The sequence below is a fragment of the Corynebacterium sp. HMSC14B06 genome (assembly GCF_001807075.1).
In the GTDB taxonomy this organism is placed as follows: Bacteria; Actinomycetota; Actinomycetes; order Mycobacteriales; family Mycobacteriaceae; genus Corynebacterium; species Corynebacterium jeikeium_D.
Genome location: NZ_KV787392.1, coordinates 13,803 through 36,782, shown reverse-complemented (window position 1 = coordinate 36,782; position 22,980 = coordinate 13,803). Strand labels below are relative to the sequence as shown.

At 53.0% G+C, this 22,980-nt stretch carries 18 protein-coding genes; 6 read left to right on the top strand and 12 right to left on the bottom strand.

The features are described from left to right. Positions 1-160: 160 nt before the first annotated feature. The 7 genes from scpB to HMPREF3130_RS07570 all read right to left on the bottom strand — a co-directional run bounded on the left by scpB (position 161) and on the right by HMPREF3130_RS07570 (position 6,264). Entirely contained in the window at positions 161-775 is a 615-nt protein-coding gene (gene scpB, locus HMPREF3130_RS07600) for an SMC-Scp complex subunit ScpB (protein ID WP_049189939.1), read from the bottom strand. 151 nt (positions 776-926) lie between these two features. Continuing rightward, positions 927-1,769 carry a segregation and condensation protein A gene (locus HMPREF3130_RS07595; RefSeq protein ID WP_172954612.1) on the bottom strand — a complete coding sequence of 281 codons (843 nt, stop codon included), beginning with the start codon at positions 1,767-1,769 and terminating at the stop codon, positions 927-929. A gap of 3 nt (positions 1,770-1,772) precedes the next feature. Continuing rightward, positions 1,773-2,648, bottom strand: coding sequence for a ParA family protein (locus HMPREF3130_RS07590; RefSeq protein WP_049189940.1), 876 nt, complete (start codon positions 2,646-2,648; stop codon positions 1,773-1,775). A gap of 64 nt (positions 2,649-2,712) precedes the next feature. Beyond that, positions 2,713-3,651, bottom strand: coding sequence for a site-specific tyrosine recombinase XerD (locus tag HMPREF3130_RS07585; protein WP_070429685.1), 939 nt, complete (start codon positions 3,649-3,651; stop codon positions 2,713-2,715). Further along, positions 3,648-4,301, bottom strand: a complete 654-nt coding sequence (locus tag HMPREF3130_RS07580) for an NUDIX domain-containing protein (protein WP_070429684.1) — start codon at positions 4,299-4,301, stop codon at positions 3,648-3,650. Before HMPREF3130_RS07580 ends, HMPREF3130_RS07585 begins: the two co-directional genes overlap by 4 nt. A gap of 48 nt (positions 4,302-4,349) precedes the next feature. Next, entirely contained in the window at positions 4,350-5,981 is a 1,632-nt protein-coding gene (locus tag HMPREF3130_RS07575; RefSeq protein WP_070429683.1) for a CTP synthase, read from the bottom strand. 73 nt (positions 5,982-6,054) lie between these two features. Then, positions 6,055-6,264: a DUF4177 domain-containing protein gene (locus HMPREF3130_RS07570; protein ID WP_038625583.1), complete on the bottom strand. Its 210-nt coding sequence runs from the start codon at positions 6,262-6,264 to the stop codon at positions 6,055-6,057. 94 nt (positions 6,265-6,358) lie between these two features. Between HMPREF3130_RS07570 and HMPREF3130_RS07565 the strand changes: the two genes are divergently transcribed. Beyond that, positions 6,359-6,877, top strand: a complete 519-nt coding sequence (locus tag HMPREF3130_RS07565) for a type 1 glutamine amidotransferase domain-containing protein (protein WP_070429682.1) — start codon at positions 6,359-6,361, stop codon at positions 6,875-6,877. Positions 6,878-6,920: 43 nt separating this feature from the next. Further along, positions 6,921-7,679, top strand: a complete 759-nt coding sequence (locus HMPREF3130_RS07560) for an LURP-one-related/scramblase family protein (RefSeq protein ID WP_070429681.1) — start codon at positions 6,921-6,923, stop codon at positions 7,677-7,679. Positions 7,680-7,753: 74 nt separating this feature from the next. Here the strand turns inward: HMPREF3130_RS07560 and HMPREF3130_RS07555 are convergent, their stop codons facing one another. After that, positions 7,754-8,869, bottom strand: coding sequence for an esterase/lipase family protein (locus tag HMPREF3130_RS07555; protein ID WP_070429680.1), 1,116 nt, complete (start codon positions 8,867-8,869; stop codon positions 7,754-7,756). Positions 8,870-9,293: 424 nt separating this feature from the next. Between HMPREF3130_RS07555 and HMPREF3130_RS07550 the strand changes: the two genes are divergently transcribed. Next, complete coding sequence (locus tag HMPREF3130_RS07550; RefSeq protein ID WP_049189974.1) at positions 9,294-9,659, top strand: PH domain-containing protein; 366 nt, start codon at positions 9,294-9,296, stop codon at positions 9,657-9,659. Between the two features lie 84 nt (positions 9,660-9,743). Here the strand turns inward: HMPREF3130_RS07550 and HMPREF3130_RS07545 are convergent, their stop codons facing one another. Together HMPREF3130_RS07545 and HMPREF3130_RS11260 are read right to left on the bottom strand one after the other, a co-directional pair. Next, positions 9,744-11,528 (bottom strand): GmrSD restriction endonuclease domain-containing protein, encoded by a 1,785-nt coding sequence (locus HMPREF3130_RS07545; protein WP_070429679.1) that lies wholly within the window; start codon positions 11,526-11,528, stop codon positions 9,744-9,746. A 185-nt stretch (positions 11,529-11,713) separates the two neighbouring features. Continuing rightward, positions 11,714-11,920: a hypothetical protein gene (locus tag HMPREF3130_RS11260; protein ID WP_141737796.1), complete on the bottom strand. Its 207-nt coding sequence runs from the start codon at positions 11,918-11,920 to the stop codon at positions 11,714-11,716. 1,994 nt (positions 11,921-13,914) lie between these two features. Here HMPREF3130_RS11260 and HMPREF3130_RS11535 point away from each other — a divergent pair. The 3 genes from HMPREF3130_RS11535 (at position 13,915) to HMPREF3130_RS07525 (ending at position 17,883) form a co-directional block, all read left to right on the top strand. After that, a complete protein-coding gene (locus HMPREF3130_RS11535; protein WP_368664910.1) occupies positions 13,915-14,025 on the top strand; it encodes an integrase core domain-containing protein in 111 nt (36 codons plus the stop codon). A 265-nt stretch (positions 14,026-14,290) separates the two neighbouring features. Then, positions 14,291-16,546 (top strand): AAA family ATPase, encoded by a 2,256-nt coding sequence (locus HMPREF3130_RS07530; protein WP_070429676.1) that lies wholly within the window; start codon positions 14,291-14,293, stop codon positions 16,544-16,546. A gap of 143 nt (positions 16,547-16,689) precedes the next feature. After that, a complete protein-coding gene (locus tag HMPREF3130_RS07525; protein ID WP_070429675.1) occupies positions 16,690-17,883 on the top strand; it encodes a hypothetical protein in 1,194 nt (397 codons plus the stop codon). A 1,592-nt stretch (positions 17,884-19,475) separates the two neighbouring features. On the opposite strand, the gene HMPREF3130_RS07515 is transcribed toward HMPREF3130_RS07525, so the two are convergent. Both HMPREF3130_RS07515 and HMPREF3130_RS07510 read right to left on the bottom strand, forming a co-directional pair. Then, positions 19,476-21,905: a DNA cytosine methyltransferase gene (locus HMPREF3130_RS07515; protein WP_070429673.1), complete on the bottom strand. Its 2,430-nt coding sequence runs from the start codon at positions 21,903-21,905 to the stop codon at positions 19,476-19,478. A gap of 110 nt (positions 21,906-22,015) precedes the next feature. After that, positions 22,016-22,933, bottom strand: a complete 918-nt coding sequence (locus HMPREF3130_RS07510) for a copper transporter (RefSeq protein ID WP_070429672.1) — start codon at positions 22,931-22,933, stop codon at positions 22,016-22,018. Positions 22,934-22,980: the final 47 nt, after the last annotated feature.

Genomic DNA, 22,980 nt, shown 5'->3' with positions numbered 1-22,980 from the left:
GAATGCGACTTCACGACACCCACGTCACCTCGTGGCAGCTGTGGAGGTGGCATGAGGTGACACGCGTGTCGTGAAGTGGGTTAGCCGATGGAGCGAGCCCCGCAGCCCCGCAGCCCCGCGGCCCAGCTAGGCCCCCTGTCCAACCGCCCCAGAACCCCACCTAGTCCAACGGCTCGTCGATCAAGTCGACTTCAGGCAGCAGCGGAGCCAAATCAGGCAGCTGGTCCAGCGAATCAATCCCCAAAAGCTCCAGGAACAGCGTCGTCGTAACGTACAAATGCGCGCCGGTTGCCGGGTCCTCTCCGGACTCCGCAATCAGACCGCGCGCGACCAGCGTGCGCATCACCCCATCGACATTGACACCGCGTACACCGGAGACCTGCGCACGCGTGGCCGGCTGTCGGTAAGCCACCACTGCCAGCGTCTCCATAGCTGCACGTGAGAGCTTCGACTGCGAGCCATCCAGCAAGAATCGCTCCACCGCGCTGGCGTGCGCGGGAGCCGTGTAGAAGCGCCAGCCCTCATCCGTTTCACGCAGCTCAATGCCGCTGCGACGTGCACGGTATTCGTACTCGATCTCGCGAAGCACGTCACGGACATCACTTGCGGAAACATCCAGCGCCCGCGCCATATCCTCCGCCGCCACCGGCGTATCGACTACCAGCAGAATCGACTCCACGCCTGCTCGCAACGGGTCAATGGGCGGCAATTGCGCCGAAGAAGCAGACACGGGCTCCACGGCCTGCTCGGATGGTGCGGAACTGGTTTCGCTCATGCGCGTCAGATTACGCAACCTCCCGCGCCGGGCGCTAATTGGCCGGGCGCTAATCAGCTGTTAGCGCCAGCCCAACCAAGCCCACGCCCGACCAAGCCCACGCCCGACCAAGCCCACGCTCAACAGCCCAGCCCCAACGCAGCCCAGCCACCTACTCCCAGTTCGCCGCCGCCACGACGGCCGGGTCCACGTCCAGCCCGGTCCAGGCCACGTGGATTTCCTCCAGCGCCTCCTCCTGCTCCACACCAATCGCTTTGGCACGGTAGAGCTCCAGCAGCGCCAGGAACCGCCCAACAACCTCCATGGACACACGGCATTCCGAGGTCAACTGCGTAAACGTCAGCCAAGTCCCCTCGCCTGCCAGCCGCAGCGAGTCGAGGATTTTGCCCGCCTGCTCCGGCACGGACACGGGCACACCGTGAATGTGCCCGACGCCGACTTCCTCCGGCGGCTTCGGCCGCATCACGACGGCCGCAAACTCGGCAAACTCCCCGAGCGTCATGCCCAGGCGCACGGGCGGCAGCAGCTCCTCGAACTGCTTGTCCGGCCCCACGGCCCGCGGATAGCGCCGCGGCGCGGTCTTCTGCCACTCCTCGAACTGGTCGGCTACCTTGCCATACGCCTGGTATTGCAGCAGTCGGGCGAACAGCAGGTCGCGTGCTTCTAGCAGTTCGAGGTCTTCTTCGCTGTCGACGTCGCCACGCGGCAGAAGCCGTGCGGTCTTGAGGTCGAGCAGCGTCGCTGCCACGACGAGGAATTCGGTGATTTCGTCGAGGTCGCTGACTGCGTCGAGGCTGCGCGTGTACGAGATGAACTCGTCCGTCACCGCCGCCAGCGCGACTTCGGTGACGTCCATCTTTTTGCTGCTGATGAGCTGCAGCAGCAGGTCGAAAGGCCCGTTGAAGTTCGCGAGCGCGACGCGGAAGCCGGTGATCTCTTCCTGCACGCCCTCGCTTGACGACGGTTCGGGAGTGTAACTATCCGGGGAAGTCACCTATTATTTGCGGCCTTTACGCTCGATGACCTCGCGGGCCAGGTTGCGGTACTGCGCCGCAGCTGGGGTGTTCGGTGCCCAGGTGGTGATGGGCTCGCCAGCGACGGAGGTTTCCGGGAAGCGGACAGTACGGGTGATGACCGTGTCAAAGACCTTGTCTCCGAAGACCTCGATGAGGCGTTCCATGACTTCCTTGGCGTGGCGCGTGCGGCGGTCGAACATAGTGACCAGGATGCCGGAGACTTCCAGGTTGAAGTTCAGGCGGTCGCGGACCTTGGCCACCGTGTCGGTGAGCAGTGCCAGACCGCGCAGGGAGAAGTACTCTGCCACCATTGGGATGATGACGCCCTCGGAGATGGTCAGCGCATTGACGGTCAGCAGGCCCAGCGACGGCTGGCAGTCAATGATGATGAAGTCGTAGTCATTCATCACTGGGCGCAGCGCGCGTCCGAGGGCCTGCTCGCGGCCGACTTCGTTGACAAGCTGAATCTCCGCAGCCGACAGGTCAATGTTGGCCGGGACAAGGTCCAGGCCGGAGACCTTGGTGTGATGAATGGCATCGCGGACATCGGTGGTGTCGTCGACGATGAGGTTGTAGACCGTCAGGTCGAGTTCCTCATGGGGAACACCGAGACCGGCGGATAGTGCGCCTTGCGGGTCCAAGTCAACGAGCAGGACTTTACGACCGAACTCTGCCAGCGCCGCGCCCAGGTTAATGGTCGAGGTGGTCTTACCCACGCCACCCTTCTGGTTGCACATTGCCAGGATGACTGCGGGGCCATGACTGTTCAGGGGTGCGGGTTCCGGCAGCTCACGTGCCGGACGACCGGTGAGACCGAGTTCAACTCGATCGGCCTCAAACAACCCTTCTTCAGCCACAGTCAATCCCTCTTCCTTGAAGATTTCTCATCAATTCTACTGCGCGATATATTACCGCCACATATTACCGCGAGTATTCAGCCCGTGGGTGAGCCCCCGCCCAGACTCGTCGCATATTCTCCGCGGTAATCATGGTGTAGATCTGGGTCGTCGTCACCGAGGCGTGCCCCAGCAGCTCTTGGACCACGCGCACATCGGCACCGCCCTCAATGAGGTGTGTGCCGAAACTGTGGCGCAGGGTGTGCGGGGAGATTTTCACGCTCAGCCCGGCGCGCTCGCCTAGCTCCGCCAGCGTATTTCCCGCCGACTGCCGAGACAGCCTGCGCCCCAGCGAGTTAATAAACAGCGCCGGCCCGGAGTTCGCCCGCACCCAGCTCGGCCGCCCGCGTGTCAGCCACGCATCCAGCGCCGCCATGGCCGGCGATCCCACGGGCACGATGCGCTCCTTGCCGCCCTTACCGCGCAGCAACACGAGGTTGGTTTCGCGATCCACGTCATCGATATCCAGGCCGGTGACCTCGGAAACGCGCGCACCGGTCGAGTACAAAAACTCCACCAGCGCGCGGTTTCGCAAATCCGTCACGTCGGCGGTCTCATCGTCGGGGATGGACTCGATAAGCCGAGTGACCTCATCAATGCTGAGCGCCTTCGGATAACGCGAGGGCTGCTTCGGCGGCGCCACCCGCTTGGCGACATCCACATCCAACGCGCCCTCACCCACCGCGAACTTGTGGAAGCTCCGCACGGCCGACAGCGACCGCGTCACCGAGGTCGGGGCCAGCGCTGGCCTTCCCGCCGACTTATCTCCCCGCGCCAGATACGCCAGGAACTCTGACACATCCTGCTCGGTGACCTGCGCCAATTCCGTACGCCCAATCTCCCGCAGGTAGGTGCGGTACTTCTCCAAGTCGCGCTTATAACTGGCGAGCGTATTCGCCGACAGGCCCTTTTCCACCGCGAGGTAGGTCACGAAGGCGTCGACAAGCGAATCAATCGAACTCATCGGATGCGTTTCAGATCCGCGCCGGCGCCGAGCTGCTCCGTCCGGCGCTTCGCCAGAGCCGTCGGTCGAATGTCGAACGGCTCCGCGACTGAGCGCGGCGTCGCACCCCGCAGCAGCACCTCCGCCGCCAGCAAAATGCCGGATAGCGCGATGCCGTTGAGGATCTCTCCGCGCAGCGCCATCGCCACCGCCTCCTCGACCGGAACCCACGTCGCAGTCATGTCCGCTTCCTCATCGTGGGCTTCCGGCTTATCGACGGCACGGAGATCCCTGGCCAGATAGATCCGAACCGCTTCCTCTGCGAAGCCGGGCGAGCTGAACATATCGGTAAGCAGGGACCAGGACTCGGCCTCCAGTCCGGCTTCCTCGACCAGCTCGCGGTTGGCGGCCTCCAGTGGGTCCTCGTCCGCGACATCGAGGAGCCCGGCCGGTAACTCCACCAGGCGCTTCGCTGCCGCCTGTCGCCACTGATTCAGCAGGTAGAGGCGGTTATCCTCATCTGCGGCAACAACTGCGACAGCGCCGAAATGCTCCACAATCTCGCGGGCGGACACCTTCCCACCCGGCATTCGCACCTGGTCGCGGCGGACCGCGATAATGGGTGCCTCGAGAACGATCTCGGAATCAACAACGTCAAATTGATGCGCCATGAGTTTCACTCTAATGGGTAGGCCGGATTCGGCTGCGCGGCGCCGAGGCTAGTTGCGCTTGAGGGCTGCGGCGATGAGGCCGTCGAAAAGCGGATGGGCGCTGGTGGGGCGTGACTTCAGCTCCGGGTGCGCCTGCGTGGCCACGAGGTATGGGTGCACGTCCGTGGGGTATTCGACGAATTCGACGAGTTTGGCGTCCGGCGAGGTGCCCGAGATGACCAGTCCGGCTTCTGACAGCTGGTTGCGGTAGGCGTTGTTGACCTCGTAGCGGTGGCGGTGGCGCTCGGCGACATCGGTGGTGCCGTAGAGGCGAGCGACGACGGAATCTTCGGCGAGCTTTGCCGGGTAGGAACCCAGGCGCATGGATCCACCCAGGTCAGCCTCACCGGAGACGGCCTGCAGCTGTTCCTCCATCGTGGCGATGACCGGCTCGGCCGCATTCTCATCGAACTCGGTCGAGGACGCGCCCTCAACACCCGCAGTACGCGCCGCCTCGATGACGACACACTGCATACCCAGGCAGATTCCCAGCAGTGGCGTGCCGGTTTGCTTGGCGTAGCGGATGGTCGCGATCTTGCCTTCAATGCCGCGACCGCCGAAGCCGCCGGGGATGACAATCGCGTCAACGCCGGCCATGTTCTTCTTCAGCCCCTCCGGGGTTTCGCAGTCATCGGAAGCGACCCAGCGGATATTCGCCTTCACGCGGTGGGCGAAACCTGCGGCACGCACAGCTTCCGCGACGGACAGGTAGGCGTCCGGCAGGTCGATGTACTTGCCGACGAGCGCCACCGTGACCTCGCCCTTCGGGTTGTGGACGCGTTCGAGCAGGTCTCCCCACACGGCCCAATCCATGTCGCGGAACGGCAGGTTCAGGCGGCGGATGATGAAGGTGTCCAGGTGCTCTTCATAGAGGACCTTCGGGATGTCGTAGATGCTCGGAGCATCCGGGCAGGACACCACGCCCTCGCGGTCGATGTCGCACATCAGCGCAATCTTGTTTTTGAGGGAGTCGGGGACGTCGCGGTCGCATCGCAAAACGACGGCATCGGGAACCAGGCCAATCGAGCGAAGTTCGGCCACCGAGTGCTGGGTAGGCTTGGTCTTCAGTTCCTTGGAGGGGCCGAGGTACGGAACCAGTGACACGTGCAGGTAGAAGACGTTCTCGCGGCCGACGTCGTGACGCACTTGCCGTGCGGCTTCCAGGAAGGGCTGCGATTCAATATCGCCGACGGTGCCGCCGATCTCGGTGATGACCACGTCGGGCTTTTCGCCGTTTGCGTCGGCATTGCCCATAGCGACGATGCGGGATTTGATCTCGTCGGTGATGTGCGGGATGACCTGCACGGTCTGGCCGAGGAATTCGCCGCGGCGCTCCTTGGCGATGACTGAGGAATAGACCTTGCCGGTGGTGACGTTACCGCCGGCGGAGAGGTTGCGATCGAGGAAGCGCTCGTAGTGACCGAGGTCCAGGTCAGTTTCTGCGCCATCTTCAGTGACGAAGACCTCGCCGTGCTGGAAGGGGTTCATGGTGCCCGGATCCACGTTGAGGTAGGGATCGAGCTTTTGCATAGTCACTTTGAGACCACGCGAGGTGAGCAGGCGGCCGAGCGAAGCCGCAGTTAAGCCTTTGCCGAGGGAGGAGGCTACGCCTCCCGTAACGATGATGTATTTCGTAACCACGGGACTTCAGAATATCGCTTGCGCGGGTGTGAACGCAAGCGACTTTTCATAATGGCGGAGATTAATTACGCAACTAGGTAAGACTCTCGAAGATCATGGTCGCCTGGATACGGTCACCACCCATCAGCCCCTTACTGCCAGAAGAAGCAGTAGTAATCGTGTGCAGCCGAAACCCTTGCGACGCCTTGTCGTTAATTACTCGCTCCAACTCAGTCAGATTAGCCGAGCCGGTACCGATGAACTTCTCCTTCAGAACCACCTGAAGAACTTCATAATGAGGCATCTTTCGCCCTCCATCAAGATAATTTTTCAATATTGCATGCAAAACAATACTCGGGCGGATGCATAAACGCGATCACGTCGTTACCCTCGGGGCTATGACTGATTTAACGAATAAGACCATTGCAGTTTTGGCCACCAACGGATTTGAGGACTCCGAGCTGACGAGCCCGGCTGAGGCCGTGAAGGATGCCGGTGCGACCGTGCACGTTATCTCTACCGAAGACGGCTCCATTGAGGGCAAGAATGGTACGAAGGTGGACGTCGATAAGCTGACCAGCAGCGTTTCTGCTGATGATTACGATGCCCTGATCCTGCCGGGCGGCACCGTGAATGCTGACCAGATTCGCATCGATAAGGATGCCGTGGCCCTGGTTAAGGGATTCGCCGCAGCCGACAAGCCAATCGGCGTGATTTGCCACGGCGGTTGGATTCTCACCGACGCGGAAGCCTTGAAGGGCCGCACGATTACCTCCTACATTAGCGTCAAGACCGACCTGGTGAACGCTGGCGCCAACTGGGTCGATGAGGAAGTTGTCGTTGACGGCAACCTGATTTCCTCCCGCACCCCGGCTGATCTTGAGGCTTTCAACAAGGCGCTCGTAGAGAACTTCTAACCCACTCGCCTGCCCCAAGACTCATCAAAGGAAGGCTGTTGCCATGACTTCGTATTGGGATAATCCAAAGTCACTGTGGGATCAGATTCCACAAAATGATGCGGAAGATGCGTCGGAGCACCAGCCCTCCGCGCAGCAGCCCTCCGCTCCTGAGCAACCTCCCGCACCTGAACAGCTTCCGCCACAGCAAGGGCGTTACCGGGGATTGCTCTCGCACAACAGCATCGTTATCCAGCAGATTCGAAACTTCATGGCGGATGATTTCGGCATCCTGGATACCGAGGGCAATTGCATCGGCAAGATTGAAACTACTGGCGGCACGCTGAGCCGAATGTTTATGGGTTCGCGTCGTCTGACAGTGTCGGAGCCAGACGGCACTCCGGTGTTCGTCATTACCGATCCGACCGATTTCGCCCTTGACAGCTACGAAGTCTACTACCCCGACCCGCAGGCAACAAGCCCTGAGGGAAAGCAGCAGGTCGAAGCAGACTCATCGCGCCTATTGGCAACTATTCAGCAGAAGTTTGCGTTCTTTAAGCGGCGGCTGGAGATTTCTATCCCCGGTTTTGCTCATTGCGAGGTCGACGGCGACGTTTGGCATTACGACGCGACCTTCAAGATTAACGACGTCAAAATTGCACAGATGTCCCGCAAGTGGTCGGGTTTTACAAATATGCTAACCGGCAATGAGCGCTATGTTCTGCAGCTCAAGGATGATTTACCACCACAATTGCGCGCTGCCATTATTGGTGCCGCCATCGCACTGGACTTGATGGCGAAAAAGGCGCGATCCGACAGCTAGTAACTGCTGCCGACAACGCGCCCCTACCCCTTGTCCGGTTCTACCGCCGGTTACTGTCTCGGTCGCGACTATCGCTACCGCGATCCTGCAGTCTCCGCAATGCGTCCGTCGATTTCCGTGATGCCATCAGAAACGGCATTGACATGTTCAGGGCGAACACCGGCATTGTCATTGATGCCGCTATCCACAAAGCCAGTTACCGGCACGCACGGAACCTCAACATTGCGCCCCAGCGCATTGGCTACCAGCGCAATTGCACGCGGCGAGAAGGTCAGACCGATGTGGCCGGACAGGTCGGCAGAGCAGCCATTCTGCAGGAGGATATTGTTGGACGTTGGTGCCTGCCACTGGCTTGCAGCCATTGGCGTGACGGCTTCATCAACCTGGGTAGAGATTGCAACATAGTTGACACTCGGCTGCTCCAAGCCGCCCTCATTCATCTTGGCCATGAACTCGCTATGCTGCAGCAGATCCACCAGGCTCGGGCTGACGATGTACCCCGCAGCCTTGTTGCCAGCATTGTCGAACTGGTCGAGCTGCTCCAAACCATAGGAGATACCGAGCAGCGATGTGCCGTGCAGGACGCCCGCCAGGGACACAACCGTGCCTATACCCCGGCCCTGCTCCTGCTTGGCGTAAGCGGCAGCCAATGTGCCACCAGCAGAGTGACCAACAATATCGACGGCGGTTGCACCAGTTTCCGCCTTGAGAGTGTCAATCTTCGCAGTCAACTCAGCCAAAGCCGTATCCAGCGGGGTCATGTTGCGCATGGTTGGAATAGAGCCAAGCACCGAAAACTCGTCAGGACCCAGCTTGCCGACGTTAAATGCGTACAGACACTTACCCATTGCCTTTAGCTCCGGCGCCATGCGCGCATAGGTCTGGTACGAGTTCGAGTTCATTCCATGAATCATGACCACAGGATTCTCACCAGGAGCAGGAACACACTGCACATTTGTGCCCTCGGGACTGATGTTTTCCGTCATCCCCTGATTGACCATGACGGTGGGGAAATCATTTGCCTTTGGGCCCCACTCGCCCATTTCGGTCCAGGACAGGACCTGATCATTACCAGTTGCCGAAGCCGGTGCGGCAGCCGCGATAGGAGCCGCTGCCATAGCGACACCAGCTGCGGCTACCAGTGCTGTGGCCGACCGTGCCAGCTTCGAAAATGCTCGATGAGTGCCCATGATTACTCCTTGCGTAGAAAAGTGAATAGTAAAACGCTTCCAATAAGAACTACGGCATGGGCAAGAGCAAAAAACAGGCTATGAATCGCTATCGTACTCTGAAAGGCGAGCAATCAAAGCCCCTAAATAGGGTTAATAAAATGTGAACCGAATATAACTATAATACTATCCATCTCCAGCTTTGTAGGCTTTTAAAGTAATGTCGACCATCGGGTGAAACAGAAGCGCGCACCCACCCCACTCCTGTGCACGCTGCGCTGACAGCGGCTACAAATATCTCGGTACTTGCAGGTGCAAGAACCTGCTCAAGCGCCAATTCAGGAGTTAGCTCAGGTACACCCGATAGAAATATTTTTCATTAACTAACGAATTAATCGTAAAATTATGCAGCCGAAAACTACTTTTACTTCCCTTGGAGGATCCCGTGGAAGCTGCAGAAATCACTAGTTGGACTTTTGTCGAAGAGACCCCAATTCCTAAGGACGCACAGGAGCTGATGGTTCAAGGCGAACAGCCCTACGTGGCGTTCAAGACATTCCGAGACTCTGCAATCTTCACCAATAAGCGTTTGATCGTCCGAGACGCGCAGGGGTTGACCGGAAAAAAGGTGGAGATGTACTCACTCCCGTACAGCTCCATCAACATGTGGTCCACAGAAAACGCAGGCACTCTGGATTTCAACGCTGAAATCGAGCTGTGGACTCGTGCGGGCAAAATCAAAATTAAAATTGGCCGCGGCCTCGATGTCCGTGCAATTGACCGGCTAATCGGTAACTGCGTGCTGGCATAACAGCCGACGGCTGATTATTCCGTGATTCCCACGAGATCCTTTGGACCTTTTTCAATTCGTGGGAGTCATACTCCACAAGTAAATCTACAAATCCCCGTAATATTCGCGAAGCTTCACTGCCATCAAAGAGCGGCGCTTCTGCAGGAACTCGTGGTAGTTCTCGACAGTTGTGTCAACCAGCGACTCGGGAATGGCATTGACTTCGAAGTTACGGTCAAGGTCCTCGCGTGACGTAATCTCGCCGAGCGTCGGCTCACCGGACTCAATTTGGGAGAACACCTCACCCAAATATTCAGAGGGCATGCGGTTGCCGATTCGAATATTTACTGCAGTCTCTGCGAACGCGTAGTTGGCTACCTGGTTATAGTCGCGCTTATCATTGACCCCATTTTTGCGAAGATAGTCTTTCGGAACCAGGTGATGAATGTCGCCTTGGACTTCAATCATCGAGCTAACTAGCGCGTGCTTACTTAAGAACGCCGTTGCCTGTGCCTTCACCTGCGAAGCCATGAAGGCTCGGAATTGCGGGTTATTCACACTCGAAGAATCGAAACGCTGTGGGAGTGTTACTGCCCAGAAGCTTTCTCCCAGCTCGCCTTCTTCAAGCTCCTTCAACGCTGCGACCGGCCCGACTCGGTCAATTGCACGCAAATCTCGTTCAAAAGTCGACTCAAAACTACCTGACGCTCTACTGGTCAACTGCGTCATTACAAACCATCGCCTAACGACGCTACTAACCTCCGGATCCGGTCGGCCGTCCGCACGCATGATGAGGAACAGCGCGTACGCAAAGTTGACCGCGTTGCTTGAGGTAATCATGTTTTTCTTGATAAAGCCTGTCGACCGCAGAATTACCAAAAACTTCTTGAACTCATACTTGTTAACGACGCGGAGTAGCGCTTGCTCGAACTTGTTGTACGCTTCCGGAATTCGCTCGGGGTAAAACTTTCTGGTTTCAGGATCGAGTCCGCTGAGTTCACGAACAACGAATGAAACCCGACCACGCCGGAAAGCAACCATCGAGGCGACACGGATGAGGTCTACGTACGACGGATCGTAGAGATCCTCGGTGTCATCTTTAAGCCACTCGATTTCCTTCCAGTACTTAGTCTGCACAAACTCTTCATCATTACGGAGCTCGCCGTAATCATGCGGACTTACTGCTAGATGTGCGAAGTAGTCAATGAGCTTCCGCAGGTTGCGCCCTTGATCGCCATAGGAACTAATCTTGCTCATGACGAAGTCTGCGCTAGACAGTGCTACGCCCTTGGAGTTGATGCGCACAAAGATTTCGGCAACCGTCTCGATGTCGAGCTCATCACTCAGTGCGATGATTCCAATCGGGGCTTTCTTGATTCCCATCAGCTTTTCCAAAGCTGTTGCAACTGCCTCATCGTCGGCCTCAGGGTTCTTCGCCATGTACTCCCCCATTGGCCGATAAACATTGTTCGACCGCAGGAACTCCGAGATATCGTAGATCCACTCCGGTTGCCTCTTCAGCACTGGTGTTGCAGTCGCAAATTCCTCAGTTTGCGGATTGAAGCAGATAACAATCCGCTTGGTCTTAAAGTCCTTCCCCATCACCGGCTGCCCAGCAACAGCAGCACGCAAAGCAGTAATACGCTGTTGACCATCAATCAGAATCTGCTGATAACCGGCATGTCCGCCGCCTTTAACCGGTACTTGTTGACTTTGCCAAGTAATCAGGAACCCCACCGGAAACCCGCGATACAGCGAGTCCATCAAATCGCGAACCTTCGTACTGTTCCATACAAACGGCCGCTGCATTTCAGGAATCGCGATAGTATCGCTCTCAATCCAGCCAAGCAGTGTCTCGACTGTGTGCTGGTTAACGGTGTACATGCTCATGTTGACGATTCTTCCACAGTTACGGGATCTCTCTTGGCTTTTAGAGAACACATTCCTTGTAGATAATCGCTACCCACTCCAGAAACTTCATCCGCGCCGTGTTTGCTCGCACGTACAAGGCCCCCCTCCGACCCCATTGCCAGGCGACGAAGATATGCCGGGGACCCCTCCACGATAGGGGGTCATCAAAGTCGGCTTGACGACGGGCTTTTCGCGAAATCATCGATATCCCTGCTATCTCTTTGGGATGCGATAACGGGATTATCGACATCATTGTCGCGGTGACGAATGTTCGCCCTTAGCTTGACCAACTTTTGGCTGTTATAGAGAAAATCGGTACCACCGGTTAGACGGTCGCCATAAGCTCCGGCGATACCGAGTCCGATGTTCACTCGAACCAGCATAACGGTGTGACCATTATCGATGCGTTTACTAGCCGCCCGGTGAGCGAGCAGTTTCAGGCTCTCGGCACCGATTACGCCCCTGAACTCCTCCGCGAACCTGCTGAACACTGTTGAGTCATAACACGAGCACCACTAGAAAAGGCCAAACCACAACGAGCCAAGCAGCAACCGTCCGCGCACTCATCTGGCACGGCAATGACGTTTCGGATTCAAGGGTTCGCGTCCTTCACCTGCAAGATGGCGAAACCCTTGCCGAAGTCGTCACCACCATCTACGACTCAGATTGACACACCGTGCTAGCCTGCCAGAATGCATCGTGGCCCAGCATCCTTGGCCATGTTGGCTTCAGAGTTGACCTCATCTTTTGCCCCCCCTGCATCACAACTGGGTCAGGTCGTTCCCCCGCCGTGCAATGCACGCAAACGGTAAGCTCCGACATACTCTCCAATTGGCGGAGCCTGAAAAGACAGGCCTCGAGGATTTTGATAACGGCTGGGCACCGTCCGGTGCTTACACCTCTCAAATTGTCTTTCGCAAGCACCAGTCAGGCGTCGCTGTCCCCGACTCGCCGCTTCCATGGTCACCTGCGCTGACTCCCATCGTGGAACAGACCGACTCTCTAGCCTGCAAAAAGGGCTCTGGTTAGGGGAATTGGAATGCACCGGTCTCACTACGGTTGAGGCTATTGTGCGTAGTTTGCGGCAGAATCTGTGATGATTGATTACGTCCTAACTCGACTTTCATAGATGCGGGGAGTTAGGGAACAGTTTTCCGTTGAGAGCGCGAAGTTCGCTGAGTGAATGTTTGCATGACCAGCTACCCGATTACTTTGAGCAGAGCATGGGGTATCAAGCCTCGGCCAATGCTCTTGGTGTTTCCAAAGACGCCATCCGCAAACTGTTTGGCCGCTTCAACTGCATGGCTAGCTATATCTTTTGGACAAGCCGGCTAAACAGCAATACTCGTCAACATCAAAATGGAAGTTCTCCGCCTCCACCTTGTCGGCGAGACACTGATGTATCTTGCATGTGAATTTCGGCTTTTATCAGATCAGTTGGTCAGCGGTTGGTCGTGGAAATGATGCCAGGGCGGCGACGAGGCGTTAAGACCGGAGCCGAATGGCAAGCCCAAAAGCTCGGCCTCGTTAAAGATGCTTACGGAGGATAAGAAGCTGCGGCGTGAGGCTCAGCGTCTGAAAGCGGAGAACTCTTATCTAAAAAAATCTGGAACTTGACGAATCAGGGATACGTGTGAAACTCCAAGCGATTGTCATACTCTAGTCGCATTACCGCTTGAAATACTTCTTAGCGACGGAAAACATCCCACAGGCAACATTCCTCGACCAGCAGAAGCACCTCAGTAGACTGGATAAGCACGCTGCGCTCATCCAATCCGGTAGTGCGCTTCGAGCGTAACAAGCATCACTACAGCTATCGGCCTGTGCTGCTTGACTTGCGTCCCTAGGCTGAGCGGTCAACCACAAACTTGTCTACAAACTCATGCGTCAAAGGAATCCTCGAGCCAGAATCCGACAACGTCGCCCTTATGTTTACTACGCTCGAATGATTAGCCACATTGTTGAAAACAAACTGGACCCCAGTACCACCCCGGATAAACAAAACACCGTTATTGACAAGTGACAGCACCAAGTTCAGGGGGCAGTCCGCAAAATGTATTATCCGGGTGATGGATTTGTTCGGCCGCTCAACCTTGGATTCATCGCCGAAGACAGCCTTTACCGCAGCCGCTTAAAGCAAAGCGATAATAGATTAGACCCCGAAAACCGGTCAGATGATGTAGCCCGACCAAAAATTCAAGTACCAGCACACCTCACGGCACAAATCAATCGACAACAAAGGCGGTGATCAATCGATGTCGAGTAGAGCCAACTGCTACGACAATGCGGGAAGACCTGTGGGCACTTAAAAACCGAAATGTAACATGGGGACGCTTTCGGCACTGCCGAGAGGTTCAGCCATGTAATCGACGAGTACATCCAGTGGGACACACTAAACACATTCAACAACGACTCGGGGCCTGACCCGATGCAATATCGAAACCAGGCCCTAGAACTGCTAACCGACCAGGGTTAGACCAGCCCAGCTTTCGGGGGCTATTCCAATAAAAGCCTCTCATGCCAACCACGCCCTACCCCGACGCCAAAGAACAAGACAGCAAAGTACCAGAAACACCTATTCACTGAGGTGTAGTAGGTGCTACAGGCTCAGCCCCGAACGGCCAGAGCAAATAAAACCATCGAAAAAGCCGAAACCTACCACAGCCACATCAACGTCCACTAGAATAGCGACCAACGAAAAGACTCATTTCACTAGTCTGCGGAAGAAGCTGGAATTCGACATGAGCAATATTTCGACCATTACGGTGAGAGCAAATACAGCCAACAGAAATGTGGCGGAAAACGCTCTTAAAGACCTGAAGCTTTATCCCAACACCGTACTATTTGGCATTAACGGATCCGGAAAAACAACGGTCTGCGAAACCATTGCAAACTACAGCGAATTACGCCCCAAAGCGACAATGAACAACAAAGACCTTAAGGTCTTTGCATTTGACGATAATTGGCGAAATGCCAATGTTGGTGACTTCATAATAGGCGGTAAAGCTAGAAGTGTTACTACCGTAAGACTCGGGGACGATGCCGCACAACTCGAAATGAAAATCAAAGAAGAACAATCCGCCTTAAAAAATAGCGTAGATGAACTCCAACAACAAGAGCAAAAGGTACGCGACTTAGAGAAAGAACAGGAAGCGGTACTAGACAGAGTATTTAATGGAACACGAAAGTCACTAGAAAATAGGTGTTCAGGACTTAATGGTCGGAGCTTTAACCGACGAAAAATACGCGAAATTCTCGAAAATCAGCAGGGAAAGCTATTGGACGACAACCAGGTTGAGGCCCTGCTAAGAATAGTACAACATGATGCACCTGACCCCCTTCCGCCAGTACCAATCATTGACTCCCCCTGGAAACTTGAAGACCATATCTGGGATAAGGTCATTGCCCGCCCAGACTCTACTAAGACTGACATTATTCAAATCACGAACTGGATTAAAGAGGGCCTTTCGCAGCATCAACCTGGCCAACAATGCGAGTTTTGCAATGGAATAGTCACCAAAGAACGTCTCCGACAGATTGAAGCTGCAATTAATCAAGCAGAGTCTTCTATGGACCCTATACTGCTGGATGCGTTAGAGAAGTGTAAGATATTCATCGACCAACTAGAAAGATGTAAAGACTCACTCAACGCGACTCAGTTTTCCGAATCAGTGTACGGCGGGAATCTAGAGAATGAAAAATCAAAAATTATTCGTACAATAACAAAAATACTACCATCGCTACATGAAATCCGCCGCATAATTACCAGCAAAAAAGACAATCCACACTCTCAAGTTATTGACGAACGGCCGCTATTAGAATTATCTGAGTTTCTCGAAGCTCTTTCATCTTTTGAACACGAATATACTACTACTCAGACCAAGATTAGGAATCATACCGATAATCAGAAAAGAGCACTGAAAGACTTACAACGCCATTGTTGTGCAACAGACGGGATTGCTTGGGAGGCCAACCAACAATTACTAGAATCAGCGAATGAGAACCACAGAATAGCTATTGATGAGGTAAGAAAAGTCCGCGAAAATATTACTCAACTGGAGTCACAGATATCGACTACCGCTGATACCGCCAATTTTCTAAACGACTCACTAGCGTCAATCCTTGGAAACAGTGTTCTTAAAGTAAGCGAGGGAGATCAAGGCGAGGGCTATAGAATCACCCGGCACGGTGAGAAAGCCGATGGGATGTCTGAAGGCGAGAAGAAGCTTGTCTCCCTGTTGTACTTCTGTGCTGAATTTCGAACCCAGGAGAGAAAGGCGTGTCTAAGCAACAGTATCGTGTTATTTGACGATCTTGGTAGTGAGCTTGATGAAGCTAGAATGCTAACTGCAGATCGTTTCATTTCTGATTTTTTTCAAAAGTCGAGGCCAGCTGCAATATGCTATTTCACACATAGCCATCAGCACCTTAAAATACTTCAAGACCGTCTGGGAAGTAAGGCTGTGTTGAAGAGTGATGGGAAGTTACCAACAGCTTGTTTCTATGAAATATACAAGGATACGTTTTCTTCCGAACAGCTGAACACGAAATACCGGAAATGGGATGATGAAGCAATCAATCTTACAAATGATTACTGGCTTTCATTCTATATGGCATTACGAGCATTCGAACGATTGCAAGATGGTGGCGTGCCAGATGTTGGTACTGGGAATTTCTGCCGTAAAGTCTTAGAGGGATTCACTGAATTCCGATTCCCAGCGAACGACAACTTTGGCAGTAGAATCCAAGGAGTCATTTCCGAAGAACAGATTTCGTTATCACCGTCATTATCGAAACTCGTGAATGGCCTATCCCATTCAGGCCTGGGACGTTCAGGGGGCGCCCTATCGCGTAGTGAAATGGAGCGCGCACTCATCGACACATTAGAGTTCATGCGCGCCGTTGATGAAAAACACTTCCGTTCCCTCTTGAAAAAGTTTCGTGGCAAGACAGGGGCGCGAAATATACTTAGATCATTGGACACTCTTCGCGGTTAGTTGAAACGGTATCACGTAAGTTTGTCATCGCTCAGGTTTGGATATGCATCTCGATTTAGCAGGTTCTACCACTTAAGGATAACTAAGACAACATTTTAGTTCAGTCACGTTATAATATTAAATGATAGTGAAAGGAACTGAACATGCAGGATAATCTCCCCTATAAGGAAATATTCGATAGTTCAAAGGCCGGTGGCGCACGGTGGATCGACCAAAAAGTCACCGCTGGAAATCTCGCACAAATTGCCAGTGCGGTATGCGCTTGTACTGATATTCACAATCTTGAGACGTTTACCCGTCATGATATCCAGCAGGTATCATCACTAAGTTCAGCTTTGTGTCGTGAATACGGTAAGCCACGACTAGATAATAAGAATGCCGCTAACGAATACGATAAGTTTATTTCCCAAAACTTAAACACATTGTCGTATGCCGGAGTCCTTTCTTCTAAGCTAGTCAATGGCTCACGCCGGATATATCGAGTTGAAAATCGCGACGTCCTCGTTGCGATTTCCGGAGATGAACAGCAGGCACGCATTTTCCTCATCTCATATCTAAAATGGGTACTACAGCAGTTTAATTGGTGGTCGAATTTCGAAGCTTATATCAATAGTAATCATGACCAAGATGCTATGCAAACGCTGAAAGCAAAATTCACGACTCTTTTAATCGACACGATGAAGTTGGGATCTCGTGGGAGCAAAAATCCTGGCATTGAAGCTGGGCGTATTTTTGCAAAAGTAGTGAATCCGATTGCGTACGCGGAAATGATTCCTGGCATCGAACGCGGCAGGGTGATGAAGTATCCTCCGAGTGTTTTTGAATTAACGTATAATCGTCCCAATTGGCGAGACTCGGCAAATCGCAAGCCGAAGCAATTAACCCGCATGGAATATTCCGAGCTAAAAGAGCAAGCAGCCAAATCGTCGGTTGAACAAAAACTCAAATCGGAGGTTATGCGTGACGTTCGTAAATACCATAATTTTGTGGCCGAGGTACCTAATTTCACGAACGTAAAAGCAACTCATGTACACCATATTTTCCCAGCGTCCACTTTTCCGGAGCTTGCCAATGTTCCTGAAAATATGATCGCGCTAACTCCTGGCCAGCATCTAGGAGAAGCACATCCAAATGGGAACACGTCCGCAATTGATCCTGTCTACCAACGCACCTGCCTTGGATTTAAGCTTGAATCGATTAAACTTAGCATACAAAAGAATGACGGCATGTACTCCTATGAGAACTTTTGCAAAGTACTAACCGTCGGTTGGGAGATTGAGGAGGTGGAGCCAACCTATCACTCCTGTCGGAAAGCCATTGTCAATCATATCCTTTAACACGTTGTTGACAGTATTTAATGCCGTTAAGGTACCGTCGGATGCTCCGTCAACTTTGTTATTACGTCTAAATCTTTTACAGCTTCTCTGTACCTTATCTTTATAGGTGTCATTTATGCTTATTTGAGCAGCTTTCCAATCAATACTATTTTTACTTTGGCGCATCTCCTCCTTTTTCAATAAATATATTAGCTTCGTCTTCCTAGCCTAGACTTGAGGAGTCTGAGTATTGTATCTCCTAATTCAACAAGGGTGGGATGAAAGTCACCGATGAGTTTGTGCTTCAATCCAGTTAGTACACACGGTGTTCGAGAAACATTCGTTTGCGCAGCTCTATCTTGGTTGCTGCCTGCGGCTAGTTATCGTCAATGCAGTATCAGTTGCATCGACCATCACTTCTTGCCGTGCTGAATCTAGTACCTGGTCGGCCTGCCCATGCTAGAAGCTGCTGCTCCTTGGGCAGGCTAAGGCGGGCAAACGCAATGCTCTCTCATCGCCAGATCAATCGAATGACGCTGACTCTCCTTACGCCGGAGCCACCGGTAAACCAAGAAATACACTAGACCATCAGGAAGGTCATTCGCGTCGAGGATTTTATTGTTCGTAACTGCGCCAGAGTCGTCGACAAGATGCGCGGAGTTTTCTCTCGGATCCCTGTTTAGCTTCGACCGCTTTCTTGCTGCAAGCACGCTTCCCTGTGTTCCGGTCTTCATTATGAAGTTTTGAAACCGAGCTACTCCGGTTGTCACTTTGATATTCTGGAGAACCAATAACAACTCGTCCGCGTCATTGGACAATCATTTTGTGGCGCCTAGAGTCCATGTCGTCAGGGTTTTGCGGGAACCGAGACAGGCGAGCTTATCAACATGCAACGGGCAACCAACATTGAAGCACTGAGACCCCAGTGCGATACTACGGTCAGACAGGCCGAAACGAAGCAAAAAGGTTTCCGTCTTTCGGAGGCCTTAATTCAAGTATCAATCGGATTAGCCAGCTTGACCGCAGCACTAATACTACTTTCCATTGGTTACAGATCTGATTCCTCCCCGCCTCTGGCTGCTTGGTCGCCTACAAAAGTATTGCTTCTGTGCCACTAGAACCTAGGCACGAATACATGGAAAGCGTTCACACAAAGAGCAAACAACTAGTGGACGAAAGTCGCTGTTCTACTCATCCATTCTTCACGATTCGAGGTCGTGAGAAATCGCTGTTCTTACTCTGAGATGGAAGAGAGAAGCAAACAAAGGCCACCACACGGGCTGCTTATGTATCCAGAAAAGTACAGATAGACTTTAGCTACGCTATTCTGTAGCAAAGAGGTCCATCGAGGTGCATCTTTCATACAATAAATGGCGGCCTAAGGCAGACAGAAAACAGTCCGACCATAATCAAGGTAAATTAGCTCCATAGACATAGGTAAAATGCTGCCCAAGGGCTTCACCTAAAAAGTGATAACTTAATTTGGCAAAAATGGATATGCTTTCTTTACAGGACTAACCCTGTCGGTGAGCGCGATTAACATATATATATTGATATTTGCGAGTTGCGGTCCCCTGAGGAAGAAATACAAACGATATCAATATCGTTTATAGTTACCGTGGGACGCCCCACCAATAAACCAAGCAGTCGTCTATGTTAATCGATCGAGTCGCAAAATTGCATGCAATCCGGTAAAACATTTCAAAATCTGCACTACAGCAAAACTTAACCAATTTCTCTGCTTGAATATCAGTCAAATTTCCATAAAGCACTGCACAACTTCCCTCAGGGACAGAAGTCTCCGCATTACGATATGGAACCAGACGTGGCTTATAGGACAGGTTAGGGGCCAGAAACTTATTATCCCCCACTAATCCGCTAACAGACTTTTGCAACCTTAGTGCATTAAGTTCTGAAATCTCGTAATCGCGAGAATCATCAATCAACGTCCCATCTGCGCTGAGATTACGTCCTCGGAGAACACGAACACCATCTTCCACAGCATACTTCCGACTAATAGTACGGTCACGCCACACCGAAAGTTGCCCAAATTCGGTCTTTTCGACAAACGAATCAAAGAATTGGTCGCGATAAATCACCCAATTGGGAAATTCACGATCCAATATATAAGAGCTTCTCGAAGTTTTCACCAACTTTCGTGGCCAAGATTTTAAGCCTATTTCAAAGTCCTCAGAATTATCGATTGGCGCGGTAACTAGCCCAACAGTTTCGACTTTTACGTCAGGAAATGTAAATTCGCCAAAGTCCAGTATATGGTCTATTGCGCTCCGTTCTACAATATGGTCACGGGTATCGCGGTAATAGGCTGCGTGCAAGAGGGCTTTAGGTAAAACAAAAGCAACCTGGGTCGATATCGAAAGCGATTTCTTGAGGAATCTAACTGATAATTCTTTATCTTTTCCCCATTTGTTTTCCAAATCAATCGGGCGACGTCCAAAAGGTGGATTGCCAATGACTAAATCAAAATCTTCTAATAGCTCCAACTCAAGAAAATCGGCAGTTATAGAATTAAACGCCACAAAATTATGATTTCTATTAAACCGTTGCGTTAGGTAGCTAGAAATCTCCGGCTCTAGTTCAACCGAAGTAAGATTTATCTTGTAATACTCAGCAAACTGATTAAGTACCTCAACAAAGACTCCACTTCCCGCTGATGGTTCGAGAACTTTGATTACCCGGTTAGTTTTGCCATCAAATTTTGCCAATGCCCGCTTTACTAGTGAAAATGCCACCAGCGGTTCGGTATAGTACGCCGAATAGTTTTTCTTACGATTAGCGGGAACATCCAGGTAGGAACTCTCCTGAGAAAAAGTTGACCAAACAGTAGTTAAAGATCGCCTTGGCTTACCTGCTGAAAAGCTCAAATGCGATGTAAGATGTTCCTTAATATTTGACGCAATTGATTGAGTTACTGGAACGGGGACTGCCTCCCCTAGACATTGGCGAATATTAATGGCGTGCTTCTTGAGTGTTTTGAAGTCGCGCGTCCTATAAGCCTCTTCCTGTCCATCGAACCATATAAAGTCCTCTCTGACTCCCATCATTCGCATCAACTCACGAATACTAAATACTCGGTCGTCGACTGGATGAATAGTATTTTGACTCGCTAAAATATCATTTCGTGTATGGACACATGGTGCTACTGCACCCCAACGGACCCGCCTATACTTATCACCATTTTTGCGGACATTTGGTACTATTTCACCGTCGATTACGCGATGGGGTCTCTTGCTTGGATCATCGTTATCGAACGCCGAAGCGCCTTCTGGCAAATCACGAATCCAGTTTCGCATTCGGGGTGCATAAGGACGAAAAGAGTGAAAAATATCCTCAGAGGCACACGTGCCCATCTCATTTAATTTCGGCAAATCGCCAATCAACTCATAAAGTGACGGAGCTTCTTTTCTTTCAGGAAATAAATCCAACGGGGTTACCCAAGTTACATCGTTTCTTACCCCGATAGTTATTGACCGCTTCCGGCTCGAGGGAGAACCGTACTCCGATAGCTGTAGTGTGCGGGAAAGATACTCATAATTGTGGCCGAGCTCTCGTTCGATTTCGTCTCCGATTGCTCGATTGTTTCCATCCATACCCGTACAAGTTGTCTTCATAAATGATGGAACATTTTCGAATATGAATACTAGTGGTTCAACTTCTTTTATTACCTCTATAGATTTTACCACTAGCGAGTTACGCCCTAGCTCGTCACCTTTTTTATGATTAGCCACTGACATTCCTTGGCAAGGCGGGGTTGCAATTATCGCTGTCACTGGTTGACGGTTGCGGTCTACATAGTTTTTCGCTTGTTCTATAATTTTCGCATAGGTTCCAGGAAGAAGAATATCTCCACAAATCAGCCGATCTGGCGTCGCAATTCCATTAAGCCGCTGTACTTCAATCCTCCGAGATATTAGCTCTGCGGACGCGAGGCACTCATAATTTTCATCATGAAAGCCAAGATCTCCAATCCCTCCGGAGCTAAATAGGCTTATGTACGTGTTTCGGGCTTCTATCGAGTTCATAGCTCTAGAATAGTTACTTATGAAGGAAAAAATCAATCGGGTTATTAATTTCTTCCTTCAGAGTTCTATCGGAAAGAATCGCCTGTATCAGTTGGTAATACGGACTGGTTCTACCGCAGGTTTTCGCCCAACGAGCCAACGACCCCAACCTGCCCCGCAGCATCCGACACAGCGTCCACACGCTTCACGGCAGGATCGGCACCCCATCGATCATCCGACAGAGCACTGATTCCGTCGCGGCCAAAGCCGTCAGTCCCCACCACAACGTGACCAGCAGCATCCTCACCAGCACCAAAGCCTTCAGCCAGCGCCACCGCCAGATCCGCAACCAGTCCAGCACCGAACTCCGGGTCCTCGCCCTTATCAATCGCAGCGCGCGACACAGTGCCGTGATTACCAACAATCACAATGCCGGCAGCCGGGCGCAGCGTCCCCTCGTCATACTCAACAAAGCCGCCGCCCTTCAGGGCCTCCAGCAGCAGCTTTCGGTCCGCAGCGGAAGCCCGCTCTCCCCCATCCTTATCCAGCTCCAACACCGGAGCCAATGCCTGTCCTGCCTGGCGGCCCGGCTCGCGGCGCTCCGGGTCCAACTGCACATCAGCCGGCAGCGAGGTAGAAACCGTGTCCTTCAACTCGTCCGCGCCGGCGGAAGAGAGGAACTTATCGGTCAGCTTCAGCACGCCCGCATCCGGGGCACCAGCAGCTCGCAGGGTCTCGGAAACCCCTGCAAGCTGCTCATCCGTGGCATCGGGAGTAGCAATAACAAGGACCGGGACATCCTTCAAAGAGTCCTTGACGATCTCCCCGACGATGGGCTCGATGATGCGGTTGGCTTCATCGGCACGCGCTTGCTGCGCATCCGCGCGCGCGACGGCCTCATCGCGCTCAGAGGCGGCACCGGTGCCGAAATCAATGCCAGCACCAGCGGGGTTCAGCACATAAGCACCCAGCGCAGCACCTGCCGCAACGCCAAGGGCAGCACCTGTCACACCGGCTGTAAACTTCCCGCTCCTGCGCTTCTTCCCCATCGCCCGTCCCTTTTCCTTTCGCCGACGCCTCAATCAGCTCTGACAGC